The organism is Pseudomonas sp. CCI4.2, assembly GCF_034350045.1.
Taxonomy (GTDB): Bacteria; Pseudomonadota; Gammaproteobacteria; order Pseudomonadales; family Pseudomonadaceae; genus Aquipseudomonas.
Window position 1 is genome coordinate 941,273 of the sequence record NZ_CP133781.1, and the last position, 25,368, is coordinate 966,640.

Sequence of the window (25,368 nt, forward strand, 5' to 3'; positions counted from 1 at the left end):
GCCGTAGGCTTTGGCCTGGTTTTACTGTTGACGCTGGTGATCACACTGACCGGCTGGCACGGGCTAGACACCATGGTCGAGCGCTCGGAATCGCTGTCGGCGATTGGGCAACTGAGCAGTGCGACCAAAGACTTACGCATTGAGCGAACCTTCTTTCGCATCGAGAACACACCTGAGTCCGCCGCTGCAGTGGTCAAGCGTCTAAATGAGCTGGAAGACCAACTCGACGCGTTACGCAAAAGCATGGACGACCCCGGCAGCCTGACGCTGCTGTCCGATCAGAGCGAAAATGTGCGTAAGTTTGAAAGTATATTTGAGCAACTGGCCCAAACCCTGAGAGACCGCGAAAAGACCCGCATACAGCTCGAAAAACAATCCGAGCACGCCATGCAAACAGTAGCGCAGGTGGAAACTGAAGTTTTGAAAGCGGTCAGTCAAGAGCAGGACAGCAGCGACCGGCTTGAGGAATTCACCAATATTTCGCAGTTACGCCAGCAGATCCAGGTGGCCCGCTATCAGGTTCAGGCTTATACCTTCAGCGGTCAGGAAAGCTATGAACTGGCGGCCCTCACTGCCATCGACGAAGCGATCAAAGAGGTCAGCCAGATCGCCCAAGATCAAGCCGATGCCACTGTTGGTGGACTGCAACAGGCTAATCAGACGCTGCAGGATTATCGCGCCCGACTCAGCGAGTTCAAGGAAATGCAGGTCAAAACCGAGACTGCGCAGGAGACCATGGCAGCATTGGGCGATACGCTGCTCGCCTCTAGCGCCGAGTTGAGCAGCAAGCAGGTGATTCAGCGCGACACTGAGGCGGCCCGAGCGCGTACGACGCTGGTCAGTGTCGCCAGTCTGGCGTTATTGCTGGGTCTTTTCGCCGCGTGGTTGATGACCCAGCAAATCATCGTGCCCTTGCAGCAAACCCTGGTAGCCGCGGGCCGGATCGCTCAAGGCGACTTAAGCCACGACCTGATCATCGAACGCAGTGATGAAATGGGCCAGTTGCAAGCCAGCATGCAGCAAATGACCCTAAGCCTGCGCGAGCTGATTGGCGGAATCGGCGACGGCGTGACCCAAATCGCCAGCGCAGCGGAACAGTTGTCTGCGGTGACGGAGCAGACCAGCGTCGGCGTGACCACGCAAAAAGACGAAACCGATCAGGTCGCCACCGCCATGAATGAGATGACCGCTACCGTTATGGAAGTCGCACGCAACGCTGAAGAGGCTTCCCACGCGGCTACTCAGGCCGATCAACAAGCGCGTGACGGGGACAAAGTAGTGTCCGAAGCGATCACCCAAATTGAACTGCTGGCGGCCGAGGTTGTGCATTCGACTCACGCCATGACCCAGCTCAAGACCGAAAGCGACAAAATTGGCAGCGTGCTGGACGTGATCAAGTCGGTGTCGCAACAAACCAATCTATTGGCGCTAAACGCTGCCATTGAGGCCGCGCGGGCGGGAGAAGCCGGGCGCGGGTTCGCGGTGGTGGCTGATGAAGTGCGCAGCCTGGCAAAGCGCACGCAGCAGTCCACGGAAGAAATTGAAGAATTAATTGCTGCCTTGCAGAACGGCACGCAACAGGTCGCGCCGTCCCTCGACAATAGCCGCACCCTCACCGACAAAGGCGTCGAACTCAGCCGTCAAGCCGGCCATGCCTTGGAACAGATCACCCGCACGGTGTCGACGATTCAGAGCATGAATCAACAGATCGCGACGGCAGGAGAACAACAAACTGCCGTGGCCGAGGAAATCACCCGCAGCGTATTGAACGTCAGAGACATCTCCGAACAAACTGCGGCCGCCAGCGAAGAGACCGCCGCCTCCAGCATTGAACTGGCGCGATTGGGTACTCGCCTTCAGGGATTGTTGAGCCGGTTTAATCTGTAGAGCCAACGTGTTGGCGAGGCTATCGTTTAGACGGACCGAGTCGGACCCTCGCCAACACGTTGGCTCCTACAGGGAATCAGCGCAAAAAAAAGCCGCTGAGAATGACCTCAGCGGCGTTTTCATTTCACTTCAGGACGTTATCAGGCGTTAACCAGTAACGGCTCTAAGGAGTGGGTCACCGGTTGCAGGGGCAACAGGGGCGCGTGCGGGTCGGCAGCGATTGACTCTCGCCATGCCGCCAGCCATTGCGGATGACCTTCACTCCAGACTTGCTCATGCAAGCGCGCCAAGGCAACCGGGTCGCTTAGCAGCATCAGACGCTCCTGGTTGGTGAGATTATCCGGACCCACCTTCATCGCCTGACGAACGCGTTCGATACGCGTCCCTTCTACCGGCTCTGACTGCAGGTGCCGCGACGTGGCCAAGGCACACGCCAGTGCATTCTGCTGAGGATCTACCACCGCCCGAATGAAACCCTGTTTCAGTGCATGCCAGCGGTTTTCATGGTTGTACTTGTCCGTCGCAATCAGCTCTGGCGGCGGCGCATATTCCTCAGGAATAAGGAACAGCTTCTCGTCCCGCGCTTTGAGACCAAGCGTGACCCGGCTGGAAATCACCGAGACCGGGATCGACAGCATCAAGGAACCGACGATAGGCGCCAACCACCAGAGGAAGCTTGGGTTGAGCGACGCCACCAACAGCGCCCAGCACGCACCCAACAAGGTCTGAGGACCGTGGCGCTTGGTCGCTTCGAGCCACGACGTAGAGCCATCATCGCGTTGCGGCGAGTCCCAGGTTGCGGCCCAGCCCAGGAAGGCAGCCAATACAAAACGGGTGTGGAACAACATCCGTACCGGCGCCAACAGCACCGAGAAAAACATTTCCATGAGCATCGACAGGGTCACTTTGATCCGACCGCCGAAACCAACCGAGCCTTTGGCCCAGATCAAGATAATGCTCAACAGCTTAGGCAAGAACAACAGCACGATGGTGGTCGAGAACAGCGCAACGGCCTTGTCCGGGTGCCATTGTGGCCACAGCGGATAGAGCTGGCGTGGCGCCATGAAATACTGCGGCTCCATCAGCGTGTTGACCGCCAACAGCGCGGTCGACAGCACCAAAAAGAAGAACCACAGCGGCGCCGACAAGTACGACATCACGCCGGTCAGAAACACTGCACGGTGAACCGGGTGCATGCCCTTGACCAAGAACAACCGGAAGTTCATCAGGTTGCCGTGGCACCAACGACGGTCGCGCTTGAGTTCATCCAGCAGGTTAGGCGGTAATTCTTCATAGCTGCCGGGCAAGTCGTAGGCAATCCACACGCCCCATCCGGCACGTCGCATAAGCGCAGCTTCGACGAAGTCGTGGGACAGAATCGCACCGGCGAAAGCGCCTTTACCAGGCAGTGGCGCCAAAGCGCAGTGCTCGATAAACGGCTTCATACGGATGATTGCGTTGTGTCCCCAATAGTGGGATTCGCCCAACTGCCAGAAGTGCAAGCCGGCCGTAAACAGTGGACCGTATACCCGCGTAGCAAATTGCTGCATGCGCGCATAAAGCGTGTCCATGCCCGACGCCCGTGGCGCGGTCTGGATAATGCCGGCGTCTGGCGTGGCTTCCATCAAGCGCACCAGGCTGGTCAGGCATTCACCGCTCATGACGCTGTCGGCATCCAGCACAACCATGTAGCGGTAATCGCCGCCCCAGCGACGGCAGAAGTCGTCGAGGTTGCCACTTTTACGTTTCACGCGGCGACGACGGCGGCGGTAAAAAATCTTGCCGAAGCCATTGGTTTCGCGACATACGTCAAGCCAGGACTGTTGCTCAGCCACCGCAATGTCCGTGTCGTTGGTGTCGCTCAACACGAAGAAGTCAAAACGATCCAGATCGCCAGTGGCAGCGACTGACTCGAACGTGGCGCGCAAACCGGCAAACACGCGAGCGACGTCTTCGTTGCAAATCGGCATCACCAGAGCCGTTCGGGCACCCTTTTCAATCGGCTCGTCACCCGCGCTAGCACCGGAGATGCGGTATTTGTCGTGCCCAGTGAGCAGTTCCAGAAAGCCCATCAGCGCCGTCCAGAAACCCGCTGACACCCAACAGAACAAAATCCCGAAGAGCAACAAAATGCTGGTTTGCAGAGCGTAAGGCAGTACTTGCCACGCTGTTTGGGTCAATGACTGACTCGATACTTCGTCCCACGACACGAACGACCAGCCTTGATACGGCATGATGCCTTTCATGTAGAAGCTGGCGACGATGGTTTGACCCAGCATCAGCACCAGCAAAATGTAGCGGCGCAGCGAACCTACAAACCGCCAACGGGCCTGAGGCAATTCGCGCTGGGGTGGATCAGGAAGATTGGTGCGGCCGGTCATCCGCCGCCAGATACGCACCAGGATGTTGGTGCGCCAAGGCTCGGGCACGACTTTGGTCCGACGAATCGGCGGCGTGGCTTTGAGGCAAACCCTACCGCTGGCGTCGAGAACAAGCATTTCTGCCTCTTCCAGTTCGTCGGCGGTGGTCAATGTCAGGCGACGACCAACAGATGCCTGAGCGGCGTTGGCAGCATCTGCCGCCGGCTGCATGGAAAGACGTTCATGCAGCTGGGCGAAGGATGTGCAGTTGGCGAGTTCCGCCCGCTGAGCATCGTTCATGGGCAAATGCGCCAGGTACTCGGTCAGAGACACTGGCACGGTTTGGGAATCACTCATCGGCGGGCAACTGGTAGCTCCAGGTCTCGGTCAAGACTTGTATGCTCTTGGCCGGTTCCGGATTAGTTGGGGCAGCTTCGTTAGCAGGCTGCGCGGCTTCTTTGTTCTCTTTCGCCGCATCAGCTTTCGCTACGTCGGCTTTTGCGGCGTCAGCCTTGCCAGCATCGGGCTTGGTATCAGCAGGCTTAGTTGCCTCAGCCGGCTTGGCCGTGTCGGCCTTGACGGTTTTGTCATCCTTCGGTGCGGCAGGCGCAGGAGCCGGCTTGGTATCAGTCTTCTTCTGAACCTTCTTGTCAGCCTTTTCAGCGATAAGCGCAGGTTCTTTACCCGGCTCGGCAGGCACTTCACGCAGTAAGTAAGCCTTCAGGTCGATCGACTTGTTGGCGTCTTTGACTTTCAGCCGCAGGGTCAAGCGCCAGCCTTTAGTCACTGGGTTATAGCGTAGATTGTTTTCGATCAGGTCGGTGTTGTCGTCGGTGGTTACTTGGCTACGAATCGCCGGGTCTTGACCCAACTTGGTAAGCACCGGGCCTTCGAAGTCGACCAGGAAAGCGACGCTGCCATCAGGCTGACGAACCAGGTTCGATTGCTTGACGTCACCGGTAGAACGCAGAGTTTGTTTTACCCAGCCCAAGTCCGGCGAATGAATCGAATCTTCGTCCATGGTCCAGTGGATCCGGTAATTGAAGTCCATCGGTTGGCCTGGGTCGGCAACAACGGCCGGCTTCCAGAACGCAACGATGTTGTCGTTGGTTTCATCTGCGGTCGGAATTTCTACCAGATCGACGGTGCCTTTGCCCCAGTCGCCTTTTGGCTCGATCCAGGCACTTGGGCGTTTGTCGTAGCGATCATCCAGGTCTTCGTAATGGCTGAAGTTACGGCCACGCTGTAGCAGACCGAAGCCGCGCGGGTTCTCGACCGAGAAGTTACTGACGGCAAGGTGTTTAGGGTTATTCAACGGACGCCAGATCCACTCGCCATTGGCTGCCTGAATCGACAGACCGCTGGAGTCATGCAGCTCGTGACGGTAGTTGAGCACGCGGGACGGCTGATTGGCGCCGAACAGGAACATGCTGGTCAGGGGAGCAACGCCCAGTTTGCCAACCTTGTCGCGCAAGTACATGCGCGATTTGACGTCAACCAGGGTGTTAGTGCCCGGGCGCAGGGTCAGTTGATAAGCGCCTGTTGCGCGGGGCGAATCCAGCAGTGCGTAAATGACCAGATGGTTGTCATCCGGGTTTGGACGCTCGATCCAGAACTCGGTGAATCTAGGAAATTCTTCACCCGATGGCATCGCGGTGTCGATGGCCATGCCGCGGGCAGACAGACCGTAAACCTGACCTTTGCCGATCACGCGGAAGTAACTCGCGCCCAGCATCGTCATGATTTCGTCGTTCTTGTCGTCTTTATTGATCGGGTACAGCACACGGAATCCGGCGTAACCGAGATTTTCAGTGGCTTTTGGGTCGAACTTTACGTCGCCGAAATCGAAATGACTGGGGTCGTATTTGATTTCCTGGACGTCAGTAGCGGTGACTTCGTTGATTTTGACCGGTGTATCGAAGTGCATACCCTGGTGGTAGAAGGACACCTTGAACGGCGTCTTGTCCCCAGCCCAGAGGCCCTTGTCTTGAATGAAACGAATTTTCTGATAGTCGGCGAACTTCATGTCGCGAAATTCGTTGGGCAAATTGCTCTTGGGCGCTTCGAATTTTTGCCCGGCAAGGTCTTTAGCCTTGGCCGCGACGTCTTCAAGATCGAACGCCCAAAGCGAACTCGAGCCGAACAGACAGATCAGTGCCGAGCCAGCCAGCAGAGCACTGCGCAACCGTTTAGCAGGTGTCATTGGAGCAATACAGGGACTAACAATCACGAGCAACCCTCGCCGAAAAACAGATCAAAAAACCAACAGCCTGGTAACGCATGGCGAATTGGCGAGCATTGTTCCGACTCCGGAAGGGCGTAATGATTCCCTGCACAGCGTCGGACCAGCCTCTGGCTATATCATTGGGTCAACGAACGTTGATCCCCGTAGCGCGCGATTATCTAGTAGCCCGCGTTACAACGCATCAGGTCCGATGAACTATTTATCGCTTTTCCATCTAATAAATCCGGACGTGCCACGGCAAACGCCTGTTTAGCTCTCAAGCAAAAATGTCACAGGGCCATCATTGACCAGGTGTACCTGCATATCCGCACCAAATTGGCCCGCTTTGACCGAACGATGCATGACTTTAGCCTGCGCTAATAGATAGCTGAACAGTTCATCTGCCAACAGGGGCGGTGCGGCTTTTGAAAAGCTCGGGCGCAAGCCGCTTTTAGTGTCAGCGGCCAATGTGAACTGCGAGACCAACAGCAAACCGCCGCCGACGTCAGTCAGTGACAGGTTCATTTTGCCGTTAGCATCGCTGAACACGCGGTAGTTCAGCAGCTTGCGCAGTAACGTGTCGGCACTGGATCGGGTGTCTTGAGGCTCTACGCCGATTAATACCAATAATCCCTGATCTATAGCGCCCACATTTTCGCCCGCCACTTCGACCCGGGCACTACTCACGCGCTGTAAAAGACCTTTCATCGTTGACGCTTACGCCTCTTCGGGTGGCAAATCGAGCAGACGACGACCAATCTGGTTCGCCGCACGCACCAATGCGTCCGTGATGCACGGTTCCGATGCAGCGTGCCCCGCGTCACGAATCACCTGCAATTCACTGTTTGGCCAGGCTTGGTGCAATTCCCACGCGTTATCCAGCGGGCAAATCACGTCATAGCGCCCGTGTACGATGACACCCGGTAAATGAGCGATCTTGGGCATGTCGCGAATCAGCTGATTCTCTTCAAGAAATGCATTGTTGGTGAAGTAATGGCATTCGATACGGGCGATGGACAGCGCGCGCTGCGGCTCTGAAAACCGATCGACCACTGCCGGATTGGGCCGCATCGTCGCGCAGCGCCCTTCCCACGTTGACCAGGCCTTGGCCGCATGCATTTGCGCGATCTGATCTGCACCGGTCAAGCGCTTATGGAAAGCACTGAGCAAATCGCCGCGCTCATCCAGTGGAATCGGCGCCAGATAGTCCTGCCAGTAGTCCGGGAACAGTCGGCTCGCGCCTTTCTGATAGAACCATTCGATTTCCTGCGCACGGGCCAAAAAGATGCCGCGCAGAATCAATGCATGCACGCGCTCAGGATGGGTTTGTGCGTAGGCCAGCGCCAAGGTCGAACCCCACGAACCACCGAACAACACCCATTTTTCGATGCCCAAGTGCTGACGAATGCGCTCCAGGTCTTCCACCAAATGCCAGGTGGTGTTGTTTTCGAGGCTGGCGTGGGGCGTTGAACGGCCGCAGCCGCGCTGGTCGAAGGTGATGATGCGATACATGTTCGGGTCAAAAAAACGACGACTCTGGGCATCACAACCCGCGCCCGGCCCGCCGTGAATAAATACGACGGGCAAACCCTCAGGCGAACCACTTTCATCGACGTACAACACATGAGGCTTTTCCACAGCCAGATCGTGCCGGGCGTAGGGTTTGATCTGCGGGTACAAAGTCTGCATAGGTGCTCCAAAGGGGGCTTTTGTTTATCTACCGTTCGGCATCATAAACCCGAATCGCATAATGATCATGCCCTTAGAGAAGCAAGGGCCTTCACCCACGGAAGGTCAGATGGAACGATCAATGCAAGCAATTTGCCAATCGTAATTACTCGCGAACCAGACAGTCGTACCCCTGTCGAAGGGACTAGAGTAAAACATCACCACTCCTAATTCGTCTGCTCGTTAGAGGTCGTATAGATGTCAGAGGAACCGCTTGTTCGTGACACCGAGGTGGCTGCCTTCCGCGCCGCTGTACTCGAAAAACTCACTTATGCGGTGGGCAAAGACCCCGATCATGCGTTTGAACATGACTGGTTCGAAGCCGTCGCCCTGGCCGCTCGCGACCATATGGTCGAGCACTGGATGGACCATACGCGGCAGATTTACCGCAAAGGGCAGAAACGGGTCTATTACCTTTCTCTGGAATTCTTGATCGGCCGCTTGCTCTACGACAGCTTGAGCAACCTTGGGTTGCTGGAAATCGCCCGCGAGGCCATCGCCGAGCTGGGCGTGGACCTGGAACGCATTCGCTTGCTGGAACCCGACGCCGCACTGGGTAACGGCGGCCTCGGTCGCTTGGCCGCCTGCTTCATGGAAAGCATGTCTACCCTGGGCGTTGCCGCCCACGGTTACGGAATTCGCTATGAGCACGGGCTGTTCCGTCAGGCCATCGTCGACGGCTGGCAGCAGGAACAAACCGAGAACTGGCTGGACTTTGGCAACCCTTGGGAATTCGAACGCGCAGAGGTGATCTACCCCATCGGCTTCAGCGGTAGCGTCGAAACCGTGGCTAACGAAGCCGGTGAACAACGGCAAGTCTGGCGTCCGGGTGAAACCGTCCGGGCCGTTGCGTATGACACCCCCGTCGTTGGCTGGCGTGGGTCTAGCGTCAATACGTTGCGTTTGTGGCGCGCACGGGCAGTAGAAGACCTGCACCTTGAGCGGTTCAACGCCGGCGACCACTTTGGCGCCGTGGCGGAAGTGGTCCGTGCCGAAAGCATTTCTCGCGTGCTTTACCCCAATGACAGCACCGAAGCCGGCCAAGAGTTACGCCTGCGCCAAGAATATTTCTTCGTTTCAGCGTCGCTCCAGGATTTGCTGCGCCGTCACCTGAACATGCATGAAACGCTGTACAGCCTGGCCGATCACGCCGCGATTCAGATGAACGATACGCACCCTTCGATTGCCGTCGCGGAATTGATGCGCTTGCTGATCGACACACACGGCATCCCATGGGACGCCGCCTGGAAAATCACGGTTGAAACCCTGGCCTACACCAACCACACCTTGCTTCCCGAGGCGCTGGAAACCTGGTCGGTCGGCTTGATGGAGCGGATGCTGCCTCGGCACATGCAGATCATTTACCTGATCAACGCCCTGCACATCGATCAACTGCGCGCCAAGGGCATTCACGATTTCGACGTGCTGCGCGCGGTGTCGTTGATCGAAGAAGACAACGGCCGCCGGGTTCGGATGGGTAACCTGGCATTCATCGGCTCACACAGCATCAACGGTGTTTCGGCGCTGCACACGCAGTTGATGCGCAAAACCGTGTTCGCTGAATTGCACAAGTTGTACCCGGACCGAATCAACAACAAAACCAACGGCATTACCTTCCGCCGCTGGTTGCATCAGGCCAACCCGCTGCTCACGGGGATGCTGGTTGAGGCGCTGGGCGCGGATGTACTCGATAACGCCGAAACACGCTTGATTGAGCTGGAGCCGTTTGCCGAGAAGGCATCGTTCCGCAAACAGTTCATGGAGCAGCGCCTGAAGAGCAAAAAGGCATTGGCGAATATCATTAACGAGCGCTTGGGGATTGTGGTTAACCCCGAAGCGATGTTCGACGTTCAGGTCAAACGTATTCACGAATACAAACGGCAACTGCTCAACCTGTTTCACACCGTCGCGCTGTATCAGGCGATGCGGGCAGAGCCAGGGACAAACTGGGTGCCACGGGTCAAGATCTTCGCCGGCAAGGCGGCAGCCAGTTACCACACGGCTAAACTGATCATCAAGTTGACCAATGATATTGCCCGCACGGTGAACAACGACCCAACGTTGCGCGGCATGCTCAAAGTCGTGTTCATGCCTAACTACAACGTCAGTTTGGCGGAAAGCATTATTCCCGCCGCCGACCTGTCGGAGCAGATTTCAACGGCAGGCTTGGAAGCCTCGGGCACCAGCAACATGAAGTTTGGCCTCAATGGCGCGCTGACCATCGGCACGCTGGATGGCGCCAACGTTGAGATGAGCGAACAAATCGGCCTTGAGCACATGTTCATTTTCGGCCTGACCTCCCAGCAAGTCGAAGCGCGAAAACGCATCGGCGACTACAGCGCCGGGGCGGACGTTGCCGCGTCACCAAGACTCTATGATGTGTTGCAAGCGATTCGGGGCGGGGTGTTCTCACCCGATGATCCGAACCGCTACGTCGGCCTGATCGATCAGTTGTTGGCGTATGACCGCTTCCTGGTCTGCGCGGACTTCGAGTCTTACTGGCAGGCGCAAGCAAAGGTCGAAGCGATGTGGCATGACCCGAAAAGCTGGTGGAGCTCCGCCGTGCTCAACACTGCACGCATGGGTTGGTTCTCGTCGGACCGGACTATCCGTGAGTATTCCAATGATATTTGGAGGGCATTGGAGGAATAACCTGCACGCGCTTCTATCTATTTTGTAGGAGCGCGCTTGCCCGCATCTAATAATCTAAAACGAATCCCTTCGCCGCCTGCAAAATCTTGACCGGGCGCACCTGTTGATCTCCGTTTTGAGGCTACTCTCAAACCCATACATGAACTCTCTGAGTCAGATCCCGGTCTGACTGGAGTATTACGTGCCCACTCGCGTTAAACTGCGCGGGCTTTTTATCCCCCACCTACGGAGCTCTCCATGTCCCGCGTTACCCTGAGTCGTTATTTGATTGAGCAGACCCGCAGCAACAACACTCCTGCCGATCTGCGCTTCCTTATCGAAGTGGTGGCGCGCGCCTGCAAGGAAATCAGCCATGCCGTCTCCAAAGGCGCATTGGGTGGGGTGCTCGGCAGCATGGGCACTGAAAACGTACAGGGCGAAGTGCAGAAAAAGCTCGACGTAATCTCCAACGAAATCCTGCTCGAAGCCAACGAGTGGGGTGGTCACTTGGCCGGCATGGCGTCCGAAGAAATGGACAACGCCTACCAGATCCCAGGCAAATACCCGAAAGGCGCGTACCTGCTGGTATTCGACCCACTGGACGGCTCGTCGAACATCGACGTTAACGTCTCGGTCGGCACCATCTTCTCGGTACTGCGTTGCCCAGACGCCCACCTGAGCCAGAACGATACCCTGAGCGAACAAGCGTTCCTGCAACCGGGCACCAAGCAGGTCGCGGCCGGTTACGCGATCTACGGCCCGCAAACCATGCTGGTTCTGACACTGGGCGACGGCGTTAAAGGCTTCACCCTGGACCGCGAATTGGGGAGCTTCGTGTTGACCCACGAAGACATGCAGATTCCTGAGTCCACTCAGGAATTCGCCATCAACATGTCCAACCAGCGTCACTGGGAAGCGCCGGTTAAACGCTACGTGGAAGAATTGCTGGCAGGCGCAGAAGGTCCGCTGAAAAAGGACTACAACATGCGCTGGATCGCCGCCATGGTTGCCGACGTGCACCGCATCCTGACCCGTGGCGGCATGTTCATGTACCCACGCGACAGCCGTGATGCTTCGAAACCTGGCAAATTGCGCTTGATGTACGAAGCTAATCCGATGTCGTTCATCGTGGAGCAAGCCGGCGGCATGTCCACCGACGGCCACCAGCGCATCCTCGACATTCAGCCAGAAGGCCTGCACCAGCGGGTGGCGGTATTCCTCGGTTCGAAAGAAGAAGTCGAGCGCGCTACGGCATATCACAAGGAATAAACCATGGTCGCCCCTTGGCAGCCGTTGCTTGAATGGTGGTTCGGTTCAGCCGAATCGCCTTTTGAAGTTGTGAAAGCCAAGGGCGAGCTGTGGTTTGGTAACAAAAATCAGAACCGCGAAGCGCATCAGCGTTTCGCGGTTTTGTTTTGCTGAGCGTGAGTCCAAATTCTGATGTGCTAACTACCGACCAGGGACATGGAAACTTTGGCCCTCTTCGAGGGCAGCGGTATATAACCAACTCCCTCGCTGTCAATCTTTCGCGAATCCTCTGCACCATCAAGCCTGCCGATATATTTTCGGTTAGTAATCCATTCTGCCGTTTCGCTATCGATGGCGCGAAATATCAGCACAAGCGGCTTGGGCTGCGGTGGGGGATTCTCTAAGGCTGCCAGCATTCTTTGATGGCGAGCGTGCGGCTCGAAATCCCCCCAGTCAAACGTGCGCGCCTCAGGCTTGGTCAGCACCCACTCGCCGCGCTCGACTTGTTCCCAGACATAACGATCCTGATAGACCATCGACGCGCGCCGTAATTCGGCCAGACCTTCGATTTCCCGATGCCCCGCTAACAGTCTTTTGACTATCACCAATGCTTCAGCGGGAGGATGGACGTATTTTTTCTCATCCATTTGGAGTGTGCGACGATGCACCAACTTCATGCCGAAGCCCCCTCATCCCAGTAGTCGGAACCCATCGTTCCACAGGTTTCATGAGTCGAGGCGATGGTCCGATACGTAAACGTAACAGTTTCCAAGGGAGTGATATGAGCCACTGCAGGATCGCGCCAACGCGGCATTGAAATATGAATATCGGTAATGAGGGCGTCTTTGTATACCATGGTGAAATAGTGTTCTTGAAAGCCGCCGGGTGAAACTCGATACCAATCCAATGTGCATAGGCTAAGTGTTTCATCCGTGCGCCACGCTTCGAACAGTAACGGGGTCGACTTGTCGAGCATCTTGGTAATGATGAAAGGCCCATGAACCCGATGGCCGGATTGCGCCCCTTGAGGACGACCAAAATGTTGATCAAATGACTCCACAAAAATTTGATCTTCTCGTCCGAGCTGGAGTTATTGCCAATTGATTCTAACGACGAACAGCCTCCAGTAATCAATTTTTGTTTTTCGCCGATAATGGTTAAGTAGGTTGGCATGGACATGGGGGTACTCCTTGGTTTGTTATAGGTGTTTTAAACAGCGTGAGTTTAGGTATAACTTTTACGAAATGATTACATCGAAACCGATTAGACAGACGCAACGACGCCAACTTACGGGTAAGGCGTCCAAGGCTTACCAACATTCAGGAAAATTCTGTAGCGCTCTTCTTCGGGGTGTTTGCGGTCCTTAAGGAAACTCTGAAAAAGGTTTTCAAATCTGGTGAAATGTCCCCCATCACATGAGCCGAGCGGTTGCCCCCCATGAAGCAAATTTCTTTCGCCGATGCCGAGTACGCCGGTAAACGTAAGCGAACCCGCCGTGAGATTTTCCTGAGCGAGATGGACAAGGTCGTCCCCTGGAAGGGGTTGATCGCTTTGATCGAGCCGCATTATCCAAAAGGCGAAGGGGGCCGCCCGGCGTATCCCTTGATGGCCATGTTGCGTGTGCACCTGATGCAGAACTGGTTCGGCTATAGCGATCCAGCAATGGAAGAGTCTCTTTATGAGACCACGATTCTGCGCCAGTTCGCGGGGTTGAATCTGGAACGCATTCCCGACGAAACCACGATTCTCAACTTCCGTCGCCTGCTGGAGAAAAACCATCTTGCCGGGGGAATCCTGGAGGTCATTAATGGCTACCTGGGAGACCGAGGTTTGATGCTTCGTCAGGGCACAATTGTTGATGCCACGATCATTCATGCGCCGACGTCGACCAAGAATAAAGAGGGTAAACGCGACCCCGAAATGCATTAGACCAAGAAAGGTAATCAATATTTTTTCGGGATGAAAGCGCACATCGGAGTAGACGCTGATACGGGTCTGACGCACAGCGTGGTGGGCACGGCAGCCAATGTCGCGGACGTCACTCAAGTCGATCAGTTGCTGCACGGCGAAGAGACCCATCTCTGTGGCGACGCGGGCTACACCGGCGTAGAAAAGCGGCTTGAACATGAGGGGCGCGAGATGATCTGGTCGATCTCCGCCAGGCCCAGCAGCCGCCGCAAACATGGAGAAAAAAGCGTCATTGGCCGTGCGTTGCGCAAGATTGAATACGCCAAATCGCAAACTCGGGCCAAGGTTGAGCACCCGTTTCGGGTGATCAAGCGCCAGTTTGGTTACACCAAGGTGCGGTTTCGCGGGTTGGTAAAGAACACGGCGCAGTTGGTGACACTGTTTGCACTGTCGAATCTGTGGATGGCGCGCCGACATTTGATGGAGCCTATAGGACAGGTGCGTCCGCAGTATGGAAATTAAGGGTTAATAAGTGCTTAAAACCGGCTTATTCATCAATAAAAGCCGATATTTTCGAAATTTCAGTGAAGTACTTTCTTTCGGAGCGCTTGACGCCCGATTTGCCAGAAAAAGAAGGTCTTATTTCAGACCTTCCTTAAAGCGATTCACGCTTAACAGGGCTTGATATTTATCACCGGCATACCAATAGGTTGTTCCACCGTTGGGGCCGTCGCGCAACCTGGCACGCCATTGCGGTGTGTCAGCGAAGGGTGGAAATCTTTTTTGTTTTTTATCCATCCACCCCCCCGACGCCATTGATCCTGAAGTTCCAAGACAACCTTCAATGCATCATCGAGCAACAAGGGTTCGATGTGCGGATATATAGTCAGGCTTTCAATAACGTTGCCCTTGAATATAACGTAAAAATCAGAGCTCTTTGGAGTGACAAATCCATACTGCGGGTCGATGAATCGTAACTGCGCGTCGGACTTTGGCCGGCCGGGCCACGTTCCCTCACCTGGAAAACGTGAACTAAAGCGCGCTGACGAACCCTTAACCATCTCGTCATAGGTTCCACCTATTTCGAGGGCGATCTCCCGTTCGTACCACGACCGCAACATATAGGCGGCCAATAGCGCCACAACGATAAGTAACGCCCAACGACGCCGAGTCATGGGTAAGGCGTCCAAGGTTTGGAAACGCTCAGGATAATTTTATAGCGCTCTTCTTCCGGGTGTTTGCGGTCCTTAACGCGATGCATTATGAGCATGGCCTGATACTTGTCGCCCGCATACCAATCAGTCGTGCCTCCCTTGTCGCGCAACTGAGCACGCCATTGCGGTGTATCGGCAAAGGGGGGAAATTGCGGCTGCTTATTACCCATCCAACCACCTCGACGCCATTGATCCTGAAGATCCAAGACAACCTTCAATGCATCATCGAGCAGCAAGGGTTCGATATACGGATGTATAGTTAGGCTCTGAACAATGTCGTCCTTGAATACAACTAAAAATTCAGCGCTTTTTGGAGTGATAAATCCATATTGCGGGTCGGTGAATCGTAATTGCGCGTCGGAATGTGGTACGGCCGGCCATATCCCCCCGCCGGGATAAGGTGAAGTAAAGCGGGCTGACGAACGCTTTCGCATGTCTTCGTAGGTTCCACCTATCACCAGGGCGATCTCCCGTTCGTACAACGACCGCGCGACATCGGCGCCCCATACCGCTAGCAGTGCCAAGCAGAACCAATATCGCCGCTTCATCGGACACCCGCCCCTTCGGCGATATCTTTTATTGACTGCTCCAGCAATGCACGATTTTCGTCGCCCAGCATCTCATCGAAACGTTCCGCGGCTTGCAATACGAAGGCTATGCGCTGCTTGTAAACTGATAAGTCTGCAAACGGGTTGTTGCTGAATTCGAGGGTGCGTCCATCCTCGATTGGCTGGCATTGGCTCGCCAGGGTCAGCTCAATCGCTTGAGCCACCCCCGATGGAAAACCGGTCACATAGGAGGCATGGTTGCCGCGCAGTAGCAGCTTAAGTTGTGGGTCTTTGTAGATGGTCGGCTGGAGGATATTGAGCTGCTCATGTACAGCTAACTTCCTCACGCTCTCGGCTATATCTCCCCCCTCTATCGCCTCGAAGCCCTGCAGGATTTCTGGATACCGTACACCAAACTCGAGCTTCTCCTTCTCCACCGGCCACAACACCGGAAACTTCGGATGACCATAAATACCCGCCCGCTCTTTAAGACAGGTCCTCAACTCTTCGAGCCCACGCTTTTTGTAAAACGCATGCAACGGGAAGATATCCAGAAACAACGTGGTGTTGCCCAGCGCCATCATTTCGTAGACGTGCTGGAACTGTTGCTGCATCAAGGATGAGGGTTCCGCGCCCAAACCTGCGTCGCTTAAGGGAACAGGATTATTTCTACGGGCGGCTCGGTAATCGTCCAGCGCCTGCTGATCCGTATCTTTGAAAATATGAGCCCCGAGGAAACCGGGATTCGATGCCGCATTGGAGTCGATCAAGCGCTGCCTGGCGTCGCGCTCAGCCTGGATAACCTCAGTCATACTCGCGGCATGCAACAACCCGCAACCGACTTGCTTGGAGGCAAAGGCTGCAAGGCCGGCCCACTGAAAGCGGTTGTCGTGCAGCCACAACCGGGCATAGGCGGCGTTGATCACGCGGTTGCGTTCGATGGGGTCGGCGATCAGGACGCCGCCGGGGGCGACGATTTCTTCGGCTTCGCGCTGGAAGACTCGCCAGATTCCCGAGCAAGTCAAAAACGGCACGTCAACGACGTCCTGCATGACCCCGTACAACTCGATCCTGTGCGTCTCGCACTCTTCGATCGGTTTGGTGGGGTGGTTCAACAGCTGCTTGTCGCATATGTGGTCTTTGAAACACTGGGTCATGGCGCTGCCTCCGGACAGGAATTTCGCCACCCTACCAGCCAAAAAACCGAAGTAAAATATCGCCAAAAAAATGGAGAGACGTCCTACAAATGCCGCTGTAAACCCTTACAAATACCGGAGAAGAAGCCTACAACTCACATACCCATTACAGGCCGCCCGGCCATTGCGCGCGAACAGGACCACGCGAAGACGCATCCTCTTTTACCGGCCGGGAACCAGTTTCCTTATTTCTCTTCTAACCTTGTGCTGTCAGCCCGCGTTTTCTGCGTGGCGACACCCCCTAATCTGTTGGAGCTACTGTTCATGTCTTTGCGCACCGTCGCGTTGTTGTCGTTTTGTGTGTTGTTGGCCGCTTGCAGCAAGGTCACCCAGGAAAATTATTCGAAGTTGTCGGCAGGCATGGATAAGGCGCAAGTCGAGAATTTATTGGGTAGCCCGACCGAATGTTCGGGTGCGCTGGGTATGTCCAGTTGCACGTGGGGCGACAAAGTGAGTTTTATCAGCGTCCAGTACGGCGGCGATAAAGTGCTGATCTATTCGGGCCAAGGCTTGAAATAAGCCGTTAGGGAGAGCGTGATGCGTTTATGGATTGGGTTGATGGCGAGTCTGTTTCTGGCGGGTTGCGCACATTCTTCGAGCGAGCTGGTCGAGCCGAAGACGGTCGATCATGTGGACCTCAAGCGGTATCAAGGGACGTGGTACGAGCTGGCACGGTTACCGATGTTCTTTCAGCGTAATTGCGCTCAATCGCAGGCGCTTTACGTGCTCAAAGAGGATGGCAATATCGGCGTAACCAATCGTTGCCGGAAACTCGACGGCACGTGGGAGCAAGCGACAGGCACGGCATCGCCGCAGGTAGCGGGCAAAACCGACAAGCTGTGGGTCGTCTTCGATAACGGGTTCTCGCGGCTGTTCCCGGGTTTGGCCAAGGGCGATTATTGGGTGCTGTACCTCGACGACGGCTACAAGACTGCGTTAGTGGGGAACCCGGATCGCAAATACCTGTGGATCTTGTCGCGGACATCGAAAGTGTCCGACGCGACAAAAGAAGATTTGTTGGCCAGAGCAAGGCAACAGGGTTACGACACAACCAAGCTGATCTGGCGGGTGGATGATTCGATGATCATCAAACCGGACCGGCTCTAGACCTCACTCTGTGGACCGAATTCATTCGGGAAGCGGCGGACGCGGTTTAATTGATGAACCGAGTTGTCGCCTTCCCGAATAATTCGGTCCCACAGGGAATTCGCAATTACAGAGATTTGGGCTCGGCGCAAGCTAACCCAACAATTCCCGCAGCACCTGAGCAAACGCACGATTACTGTGCTCTTCATCAGCATGCCGACCGTTGCGGATCACCCAACGCCCGTTGACCATGACGTCGCGAATCTGCCGGTCACTGCCCGCAAACAACCAGCGGTTAAGAATCGCATCACCGGCGGCCGTCGACAGGTAGGGATCGTTACCGTCCAGCACCAGCCAATCTGCACGCTGCCCGACGTTCAGCGAACCAATCGCCTGCCCCATTGCTTGCGCGCCACCGCTGAGTGCCGCATCGAACAACGTGCGTCCAACCATCGGTTGATCACTGCGGTACAAACGATTACGTCGTTGATCACGCAAACGCTGACCATATTCCAGCCAGCGCAGCTCTTCGACCACGCTCAATGACACATGACTGTCCGAGCCAATCCCCCAACGGCCGCCCTGGGCGATGTAGTCCACCGCCGGAAAAATACCGTCCCCCAAGTTGGCTTCAGTGGTCAGGCACAAGCCGGCAATCGCGCCGCTATCAGCCATCAGCGCCACTTCTTCCGGGTTGGCGTGGGTGGCATGAACCAGGCACCAGCGCTGATCAACCGAGGCGTTTTCGTACAACCATTGCAGCGGACGCCGACCGCTCCAGCTCAGGCAGTCATCCACTTCCTTCTGCTGCTCGGCGATATGAATATGCACCGGGCAGTGTGGGTCGCTTGCGGCCAGTACATCGCTGATTTGACGCGGCGTTACCGCGCGCAACGAGTGAAAGCACAGACCCAATGATTGAGCGGGCTGCTGGGCAAGCATCGGCCGTAGACGCGCTTGTAAGTCGAGGTAACTGTCAGTGGTGTGGATAAATCTGCGCTGACCTTCATTTGGCGCCTGACCGCCAAAACCAGAGTGGCTGTACAACACCGGCAGCAACGTCAGGCCGATACCGGCCGAACTCGCGGCCTGGCTGATGTGCAGGGCCAGTTCAGCAGGGTTTGCGTAAGGCTTGCCGGTGGTGTCTTGGTGTACGTAATGAAATTCAGCGACTGAGGTGAAACCGCCTTTGAGCAGCTCGATGTACAACTGTCGAGCGATGACCCCAAGCTGCTCTGGATTGATCTGCCCCACCAAGCGGTACATCAACTCTCGCCACGTCCAGAAACTGTCATTGGGGTTGCCCGCCACTTCGGCCAAACCGGCCATCGCACGCTGGAACGCGTGGGAATGCAGGTTGGGCATTCCTGGCACCAGCGCACCGTTGAGGATCTCGGCACCCTGGGCATCGGTATCGACTTGGACGCGGGTTAGCACCCCGTCGGCGCTGACATCGAGACGAACATTGTTGGCCCAACCGGTGGGCAATAATGCGCGCTCGGCAAAGAAGACGGACATGGACCTGCACCCCATCGTGTAATTTGTATATACATATACAGACGTTTGTCTGCTCGGTAAACTGCGGCAAGCTTGTCGTCGGTCGGGTTAATGGTTAGCTTGAGCGCTTCTGCGCCTTAGACCCAATTCCCGAATCATCACCTATCGAACAAGGATTTCACTGTGCCGACTCCGCCTGCCCTCTCTCCACTGGCTGCCCAGATGGGTGACAGTCCGGCGCCTTTATACGCGCGCGTGAAGCAGATGATCGCCCAGCAAATCCAAAACGGAACCTGGGCGCCGCATCATCGCGTGCCGTCGGAAAGTGAACTGGTGACCCAACTGGGCTTCAGCCGCATGACCATCAACCGAGCCCTGCGTGAACTGACCGCCGAAGGCCTGTTGGTGCGTATGCAAGGCGTCGGTACGTTTGTCGCCGAGCCCAAAAGCCAGTCAGCGCTTTTTGAAGTACACAACATCGCCGATGAAATTGCCTCGCGCGGCCATGTTCATACTTGCAAAGTCATCATCCTGAACGAAGAAGCCGCAGGCTCCGAACGGGCCCTGGCCTTGGACATGCGTGAAGGTCAGCGCGTATTTCATTCGCTGATCGTGCATTTCGAAAATGACATCCCGGTGCAAATCGAAGACCGCTTCGTCAACGCTCAGGTAGCGCCGCACTACCTGATGCAGGATTTCACCAAACAAACACCCTACGCTTATCTGTCGCAAGTCGCACCGCTGACCGAGGGTGAGCATGTGGTCGAAGCCATTTTGGCTGAAGAACTGGAGTGCGAGCTGCTGCAAATCGAACGCGGTGAACCGTGCCTGCTGATTCGTCGCCGCACTTGGTCTGGCCGCCAGCCAGTGACGGCGGCCCGCCTGATCCACCCCGGCTCCCGGCATCGGCTGGAAGGACGTTTCAGCAAATGAGTCAACTGACCGTTCTACGCGCCGCCAACTACCCGCGCATGCCATGGAAAAACGGTGGCGGCAGCACCGAAGAAATCACCCGCGATGCGGGCAACGGCCTGGACGGTTTTGGCTGGCGCCTGTCGATAGCCGATATCGCAGAATCAGGCGGTTTTTCCAGCTTCCCCGGTTATCAGCGAATCATCACCGTGCTACAGGGCGATGGCATGACATTGCAGGTCGACGGCCAATCCACACGTGCGCTGCTGACCTTGGATCCGTTGGCATTTAGCGGTGAGAGCCAAGTCAGTTGTACGTTGCTCGGCGGGCACATACGTGACTTCAATCTGATTTACGCCCCTAACCGATACAATGCCCGCCTTCAATGGATCGACGGACGTCAGCGTTTTTTCAGTTCCGCTGGCACAGTGCTGGTCTTCAGCGTAATAGAGGGCTTGAGTGTCACCACCGGCACCGCCACCCACGGTCTTGGCAAGCATGACTGCCTGCAACTAGACGGTAACCCCGGCCTGTTGGAATTGTCGGTCAGCGGAACATGCTGTGTGGTTGAACTGACTGCGATTTGATAAGTCCGCAGAACACTAGCCCGATTGAACGGAACACCGATGGCCACCCAGGACAACGAACCGCTAAGCCACTCCCCGTTGGATCGCATCGACGAAGCTATTCTCGAGGCGCTGCGCCATGACGGTCGCATCACCTACGAAAAACTCTCGACACTGGTTCACCTCACGCCTCGGCCCTGCCTGGAACGGGTACGCAAGCTCGAACGACGCGGCGTTATCCGAGGCTACGGCGCAATCATCGACCTCAAAGTCGTGTCACCCGGCCTGTCGCTGCTGGTGATGGTTGCGCTCTCAAACCAAAGCGGGCGCGCCGCACAAAAAGCTTTCGAAGCCTGCATCAAAGCCTGCCCCCAAGTCTTCGGCTGCCAACTCATCAGCGGCCCGTTTGACTACAGCCTGCGCATGCGCTGCCGGGACATGGAGCACTACCGCGTACTCAGCGAAACCTGGCTGAACAACAGCGAACTGCACATCGACAAGCTGGTGGCGCACCCGGAGTTGGCGGATGTAAAGAGTGGCGTTGGGTTTTAAAGCCGGTATAGCCAGCACTCACCAAAAACGCATCTAGGCGCGCACCAACCCCTCGCACGTTGTTACCGAACGCCCCAGCACGGCGCAAAGTCGCTCGCTTATTCGCCAACCGGCGACCGCGCCCAACCACCGCCCATCTCTTTTAATCCCGCCACAACCCTTCTAGCTCGGGCCTTTTGTCTTTCTGAAAAACTTTCTTCTGGACGGCTAAATGAAGTTGGTCTTACGATTGCATATGCTTGTATGTACAAGTAAAGATGTGTGCGTTTAGCCGTGACGGTAACCACCCCGCTGGCCCCTGCATCCGAACGATGAATTTTATTGGCTAAACCCGCTTCGTCTGTTTCGAGAAACTCGACACAGGCCGGCTTGACCACTTCGCTGAGGAGTTTTTTCGTGACTGACAATAACCACTGGACCCCTGAAACCTGGACCCGCCATCGTGACGTTGAAGTTCGCGCCGCACGTGGGCCCAAGCTGACCGCCAAGAGCTGGATGACCGAAGCGCCGCTGCGGATGTTGATGAACAACCTCGACCCGGAAGTGGCAGAGAACCCGAAAGAACTTGTGGTTTACGGCGGCATCGGCCGTGCCGCGCGTAACTGGGAATGCTACGACAAGATCGTCGAAAGCCTGACCAACCTGAATGACGACGAGACCCTGCTGATTCAATCCGGCAAACCGGTGGGCGTGTTCAAGACCCACAGCAACGCGCCGCGGGTGCTAATTGCCAACTCGAACCTAGTGCCGCACTGGGCCACTTGGGAACATTTCAACGAGCTGGATGCCAGGGGCCTGGCCATGTATGGCCAGATGACTGCGGGCAGCTGGATCTACATCGGCAGCCAAGGCATCGTCCAAGGTACTTACGAAACCTTCGTTGAAGCCGGTCGCCAACACTACAACGGCAGCCTGGAAGGCAAGTGGGTACTGACCGCTGGCCTAGGCGGCATGGGCGGTGCTCAGCCGCTGGCCGCTGGTATGGCCGGTGCGTGCTCGCTGAACATCGAGTGCCAACAGAGCCGTATCGACTTTCGCCTCAAAACCCGTTACGTCGACGAACAAGCTATCGATCTCGACGACGCACTGGCCCGTATCGCCAAGTACACCGCGCAAGGCAAAGCCATCTCTATCGCGCTGTGCGGTAACGCTGCCGAAATCCTCCCGGAAATGGTTCGCCGTGGCGTACGCCCGGACATGGTCACCGACCAGACCAGCGCCCATGACCCGCTCAACGGCTACTTGCCCGCTGGCTGGACTTGGGACGAATACCGCGCGCGCTCGGTGACCGAGCCTGCGAACGTGGTTAAAGCCGCCAAGCAGTCGATGGCGGTTCATGTTCAAGCGATGTTGGACTTCCAGAAAGCCGGCGTGCCGACCTTCGATTACGGCAACAATATCCGTCAGATGGCAAAAGACGAAGGCGTGGCAAACGCGTTCGACTTCCCAGGATTTGTACCGGCTTACATTCGTCCACTGTTCTGCCGTGGCGTAGGTCCTTTCCGTTGGGCGGCCTTGTCTGGCGACCCGGAAGATATCTACAAAACCGACGCCAAGGTCAAAGAACTGATCCCGGACGACGCCCATTTGCATAACTGGTTGGACATGGCCCGTGAGCGCATCGCGTTCCAGGGTTTGCCAGCGCGTATTTGCTGGGTGGGCTTGGGTCAGCGCGCCAAGCTCGGCCTCGCTTTCAACGAAATGGTCCGCAGCGGCGAGTTGTCGGCACCCGTCGTGATCGGTCGTGACCACCTGGACTCCGGTTCAGTGGCCAGCCCGAACCGCGAAACGGAGTCGATGCAGGATGGCTCCGATGCTGTGTCGGACTGGCCGTTGCTCAACGCCCTGCTCAACACCGCCAGCGGCGCGACCTGGGTGTCCCTGCACCACGGCGGCGGCGTCGGCATGGGCTTCTCGCAACATTCGGGCATGGTGATTGTGTGCGACGGTTCCGACGAAGCGGCAGAACGTATCGCCCGCGTGCTGCACAACGACCCGGCGACCGGCGTCATGCGCCACGCCGACGCGGGTTATCAAATCGCGATTGATTGCGCCAACGAGCAGGGTTTGAACCTGCCGATGCTGAATCGCTAACCCCGCCATTGTGGGACCGAATTCATTCGGGAATGGATAAACGCGGTGTGTCAGACATGCCGCTTCCCCAATGAATTCGGTCCCACAGGTTTTCACGCTGTGCCCTGATGTCCCTACCGCATTCCCCCATAGAGGTGGTCGCATGGCTGTTCCAGATGATCGCGTTGCCAACCAATCCCTGATCGAAAGGCGTTCGATCGATTACATCCCGGACGCCGAAAGACACGGGCGCCTGTTCAGTCAGTTCACCTTGTGGCTGGGCGCCAACCTGCAAATCACCGCCATCGTCACCGGGGCCTTGGCCGTGGTGCTGGGCGGGGATGTGTTCTGGTCGTTGGTGGGTTTGCTGATCGGGCAATTGCTCGGCGGCGGCGTGATGGCGTTGCACGCGGCTCAAGGTCCAAAGCTGGGCCTGCCGCAAATGATCTCCAGCCGCGTGCAATTTGGCGTGTACGGCGCGGTGATCCCGTTGGTGTTGGTGTGCTTGATGTACATCGGCTTTTCCGCCAGCGGCTCAGTGCTTGCCGGGCAGGCGGTGGCGCAACTGATTCACGTCCCCGACTGGCAAGGCATTGTTATTTTCGCCGCGCTGATCGTGGTGGCGACCATCTTTGGCTATCGGGTGATCCATGTGATCGGCCGGGTGGCGAGCGTAATTGGCATCGTCGCCTTTGTTTACCTCTTCGGCGCGTTGCTGGCGGGAAATGACATCGGTGCGCTGTTGGGTAACAAGCACTTTTCCCTCGCCAGTTTCCTGTTGGCGATTTCGTTGTCAGCCTCTTGGCAGATCGCGTTCGGCCCTTACGTGGCGGACTATTCGCGCTATTTACCGCGCAGCACTTCGGCAGTGAAAACCTTCTGGGCCGTTGGCCTGGGATCGATAATCGGCGCGCAGGCGTCCATGGTGTTCGGTGTGTTCGCGGCGGCGTTAGCCGGCAAGACCTTCGCCCACCATGAGGTCTCGTTCATCGTCAGCCTCGGTGGCACCGGCGTAGTCGCGGCCCTGCTGTATTTCAGCGTCGCGTTTGGCAAGGTCACGATCACCACCCTCAACGCGTACGGCAGCTTCATGTCGATTGCCACCATCGTCAGCGGCTTCCGGGGCAACCGGCACATCTCCGGCGGTCTGCGTCTGGCCTATATTTTCGGCATGGTCGGCGTCGCCACGCTGCTGGCCTTGGCGGGCAAAGACTCGTTTCTCAAGGATTTCTCGGCGTTTATCCTGTTTTTGCTGGCCTTCTTCACGCCGTGGAGCGCGATCAACCTGGTGGATTTCTACTGCATCACTAAAGAGCGCTACGACATCCCAGCGTTGTCCGATCCCGATGGCCGTTACGGCCGCTGGAACTGGGTTGGCATCGGCGTGTACGTGTTCGGTGTATTGATTCAAATGCCGTTCATTGCCACACAGTTCTACACCGGTCCCTTGGTAGAGCACCTGGGTGATACCGACATTTCGTGGGTCATCGGTTTGGTCGTCCCCGCCGTCGTGTATTACCTGATTGCGAAAAAATGGCACAGCGCAATTCCTGACCGGTTGATTTTCCCGGCGGACACCGACGCCCCGCAATCACTGGCAACACATTCGCCGGCCCGGACAGCAATGAACTGACGGCCATAAAATGCACTCGTTAATGGGAACAATAGTGAACGCCGAAGCGATTCAGCGCGCTGAAACGATGGGACTGTGCATGTTTTCATCTAAGACGAATCAAGC

20 protein-coding genes and 4 pseudogenes are annotated in these 25,368 nt (G+C 56.5%); 13 read left to right on the forward strand and 11 right to left on the reverse strand.

The genetic code is table 11. The features are described 5' to 3' along the window. Nucleotides 1–72: 72 nt before the first annotated feature. Nucleotides 73–1,032: pseudogene (locus RHM65_RS25275) on the forward strand (methyl-accepting chemotaxis protein); the annotation flags it as partial. Nucleotides 1,033–1,173: 141 nt separating this feature from the next. Then, a complete protein-coding gene (locus tag RHM65_RS25280) occupies nucleotides 1,174–1,887 on the forward strand; it encodes a methyl-accepting chemotaxis protein (RefSeq protein ID WP_416195134.1) in 714 nt (237 codons plus the stop codon). 140 nt (nucleotides 1,888–2,027) lie between these two features. Here the strand turns inward: RHM65_RS25280 and mdoH are convergent, their stop codons facing one another. The 4 genes from mdoH to pip all read right to left on the reverse strand — a co-directional run bounded on the left by mdoH (nucleotide 2,028) and on the right by pip (nucleotide 8,160). After that, entirely contained in the window at nucleotides 2,028–4,604 is a 2,577-nt protein-coding gene (mdoH, locus tag RHM65_RS04050) for a glucans biosynthesis glucosyltransferase MdoH (protein ID WP_322167211.1), read from the reverse strand. Then, nucleotides 4,597–6,483, reverse strand: coding sequence for a glucan biosynthesis protein G (locus RHM65_RS04055; RefSeq protein WP_322184297.1), 1,887 nt, complete (start codon nucleotides 6,481–6,483; stop codon nucleotides 4,597–4,599). Before RHM65_RS04055 ends, mdoH begins: the two co-directional genes overlap by 8 nt. A 258-nt stretch (nucleotides 6,484–6,741) precedes the next feature. After that, on the reverse strand, nucleotides 6,742–7,179 hold the full coding sequence (gene dtd / locus RHM65_RS04060; RefSeq protein ID WP_322167209.1) for a D-aminoacyl-tRNA deacylase: 438 nt from the start codon (nucleotides 7,177–7,179) through the stop codon (nucleotides 6,742–6,744). 9 nt (nucleotides 7,180–7,188) lie between these two features. Further along, nucleotides 7,189–8,160, reverse strand: coding sequence for a prolyl aminopeptidase (gene pip, locus RHM65_RS04065; RefSeq protein WP_322167208.1), 972 nt, complete (start codon nucleotides 8,158–8,160; stop codon nucleotides 7,189–7,191). A 237-nt stretch (nucleotides 8,161–8,397) separates the two neighbouring features. Here pip and RHM65_RS04070 point away from each other — a divergent pair, with 237 nt between their 5' ends. The 3 genes and pseudogenes from RHM65_RS04070 to RHM65_RS04080 form a co-directional block, all read left to right on the forward strand. Continuing rightward, complete coding sequence (locus RHM65_RS04070) at nucleotides 8,398–10,851, forward strand: glycogen/starch/alpha-glucan phosphorylase (RefSeq protein WP_322167207.1); 2,454 nt, start codon at nucleotides 8,398–8,400, stop codon at nucleotides 10,849–10,851. A gap of 237 nt (nucleotides 10,852–11,088) precedes the next feature. Continuing rightward, complete coding sequence (locus RHM65_RS04075) at nucleotides 11,089–12,099, forward strand: class 1 fructose-bisphosphatase (RefSeq protein WP_322167206.1); 1,011 nt, start codon at nucleotides 11,089–11,091, stop codon at nucleotides 12,097–12,099. Nucleotides 12,100–12,102: 3 nt separating this feature from the next. Next, nucleotides 12,103–12,240 (forward strand): annotated as a pseudogene (locus tag RHM65_RS04080) (DUF924 domain-containing protein); the annotation flags it as partial. 35 nt (nucleotides 12,241–12,275) lie between these two features. Here RHM65_RS04080 and RHM65_RS04085 read toward each other — a convergent pair. Next, nucleotides 12,276–12,755, reverse strand: coding sequence for a hypothetical protein (locus tag RHM65_RS04085; protein WP_322184299.1), 480 nt, complete (start codon nucleotides 12,753–12,755; stop codon nucleotides 12,276–12,278). Next, nucleotides 12,752–13,153: pseudogene (gene tssD, locus RHM65_RS04090) on the reverse strand (type VI secretion system tube protein TssD); the annotation flags it as partial. The pseudogene tssD and the gene RHM65_RS04085, both read right to left, overlap by 4 nt. A 362-nt stretch (nucleotides 13,154–13,515) precedes the next feature. Here tssD and RHM65_RS04095 point away from each other — a divergent pair. After that, nucleotides 13,516–14,508: pseudogene (locus RHM65_RS04095) on the forward strand (IS5 family transposase). Between the two features lie 149 nt (nucleotides 14,509–14,657). On the opposite strand, the gene RHM65_RS04100 reads toward RHM65_RS04095, so the two are convergent. The 3 genes from RHM65_RS04100 to RHM65_RS04110 are packed head-to-tail and all read right to left on the reverse strand — an operon-like array spanning nucleotide 14,658 to nucleotide 16,905. After that, a complete protein-coding gene (locus RHM65_RS04100) occupies nucleotides 14,658–15,161 on the reverse strand; it encodes a hypothetical protein (protein WP_322184303.1) in 504 nt (167 codons plus the stop codon). Continuing rightward, the gene (locus tag RHM65_RS04105) at nucleotides 15,158–15,748 is read right to left on the reverse strand and encodes a hypothetical protein (protein WP_322167200.1); all 591 of its coding nucleotides are present in this window, start codon (nucleotides 15,746–15,748) and stop codon (nucleotides 15,158–15,160) included. The genes RHM65_RS04100 and RHM65_RS04105 overlap by 4 nt, the downstream gene beginning before the upstream one ends. Then, a complete protein-coding gene (locus RHM65_RS04110; protein ID WP_322167199.1) occupies nucleotides 15,745–16,905 on the reverse strand; it encodes a DUF2515 family protein in 1,161 nt (386 codons plus the stop codon). Before RHM65_RS04110 ends, RHM65_RS04105 begins: the two co-directional genes overlap by 4 nt. A gap of 303 nt (nucleotides 16,906–17,208) precedes the next feature. On the opposite strand from RHM65_RS04110, the gene bamE reads away from it, so the two are divergent. Both bamE and RHM65_RS04120 read left to right on the forward strand, forming a co-directional pair. Continuing rightward, nucleotides 17,209–17,463 (forward strand): outer membrane protein assembly factor BamE domain-containing protein, encoded by a 255-nt coding sequence (bamE, locus tag RHM65_RS04115; RefSeq protein WP_322167198.1) that lies wholly within the window; start codon nucleotides 17,209–17,211, stop codon nucleotides 17,461–17,463. Nucleotides 17,464–17,481: 18 nt separating this feature from the next. Continuing rightward, nucleotides 17,482–18,051 (forward strand): lipocalin family protein, encoded by a 570-nt coding sequence (locus tag RHM65_RS04120; protein WP_322167197.1) that lies wholly within the window; start codon nucleotides 17,482–17,484, stop codon nucleotides 18,049–18,051. Between the two features lie 132 nt (nucleotides 18,052–18,183). On the opposite strand, the gene RHM65_RS04125 is transcribed toward RHM65_RS04120, so the two are convergent. Continuing rightward, nucleotides 18,184–19,548, reverse strand: a complete 1,365-nt coding sequence (locus RHM65_RS04125; RefSeq protein ID WP_322167196.1) for a formimidoylglutamate deiminase — start codon at nucleotides 19,546–19,548, stop codon at nucleotides 18,184–18,186. Nucleotides 19,549–19,749: 201 nt separating this feature from the next. Between RHM65_RS04125 and hutC the strand changes: the two genes are divergently transcribed. Genes hutC through RHM65_RS04140 form a run of 3 tightly spaced genes read left to right on the forward strand, consistent with a single transcriptional unit; the run spans nucleotide 19,750 to nucleotide 21,557 of the window. Then, a complete protein-coding gene (hutC, locus tag RHM65_RS04130) occupies nucleotides 19,750–20,460 on the forward strand; it encodes a histidine utilization repressor (protein WP_322170660.1) in 711 nt (236 codons plus the stop codon). Further along, entirely contained in the window at nucleotides 20,457–21,026 is a 570-nt protein-coding gene (locus RHM65_RS04135) for a HutD family protein (RefSeq protein ID WP_322184305.1), read from the forward strand. Before hutC ends, RHM65_RS04135 begins: the two co-directional genes overlap by 4 nt. Nucleotides 21,027–21,065: 39 nt before the next feature. After that, nucleotides 21,066–21,557, forward strand: coding sequence for an Lrp/AsnC family transcriptional regulator (locus tag RHM65_RS04140; RefSeq protein WP_322167194.1), 492 nt, complete (start codon nucleotides 21,066–21,068; stop codon nucleotides 21,555–21,557). A 98-nt stretch (nucleotides 21,558–21,655) separates the two neighbouring features. Here the strand turns inward: RHM65_RS04140 and RHM65_RS04145 are convergent, their stop codons facing one another. Further along, complete coding sequence (locus RHM65_RS04145) at nucleotides 21,656–21,964, reverse strand: hypothetical protein (protein ID WP_322184307.1); 309 nt, start codon at nucleotides 21,962–21,964, stop codon at nucleotides 21,656–21,658. Between RHM65_RS04145 and hutU the strand changes: the two genes are divergently transcribed. After that, on the forward strand, nucleotides 21,954–23,651 hold the full coding sequence (gene hutU, locus RHM65_RS04150; protein WP_322184309.1) for a urocanate hydratase: 1,698 nt from the start codon (nucleotides 21,954–21,956) through the stop codon (nucleotides 23,649–23,651). The two genes, RHM65_RS04145 and hutU, sit on opposite strands and share 11 nt — an antisense overlap. A 142-nt stretch (nucleotides 23,652–23,793) precedes the next feature. Next, nucleotides 23,794–25,263, forward strand: coding sequence for a cytosine permease (locus tag RHM65_RS04155; RefSeq protein ID WP_322167192.1), 1,470 nt, complete (start codon nucleotides 23,794–23,796; stop codon nucleotides 25,261–25,263). The last annotated feature ends 105 nt before the right edge of the window (nucleotides 25,264–25,368 follow it).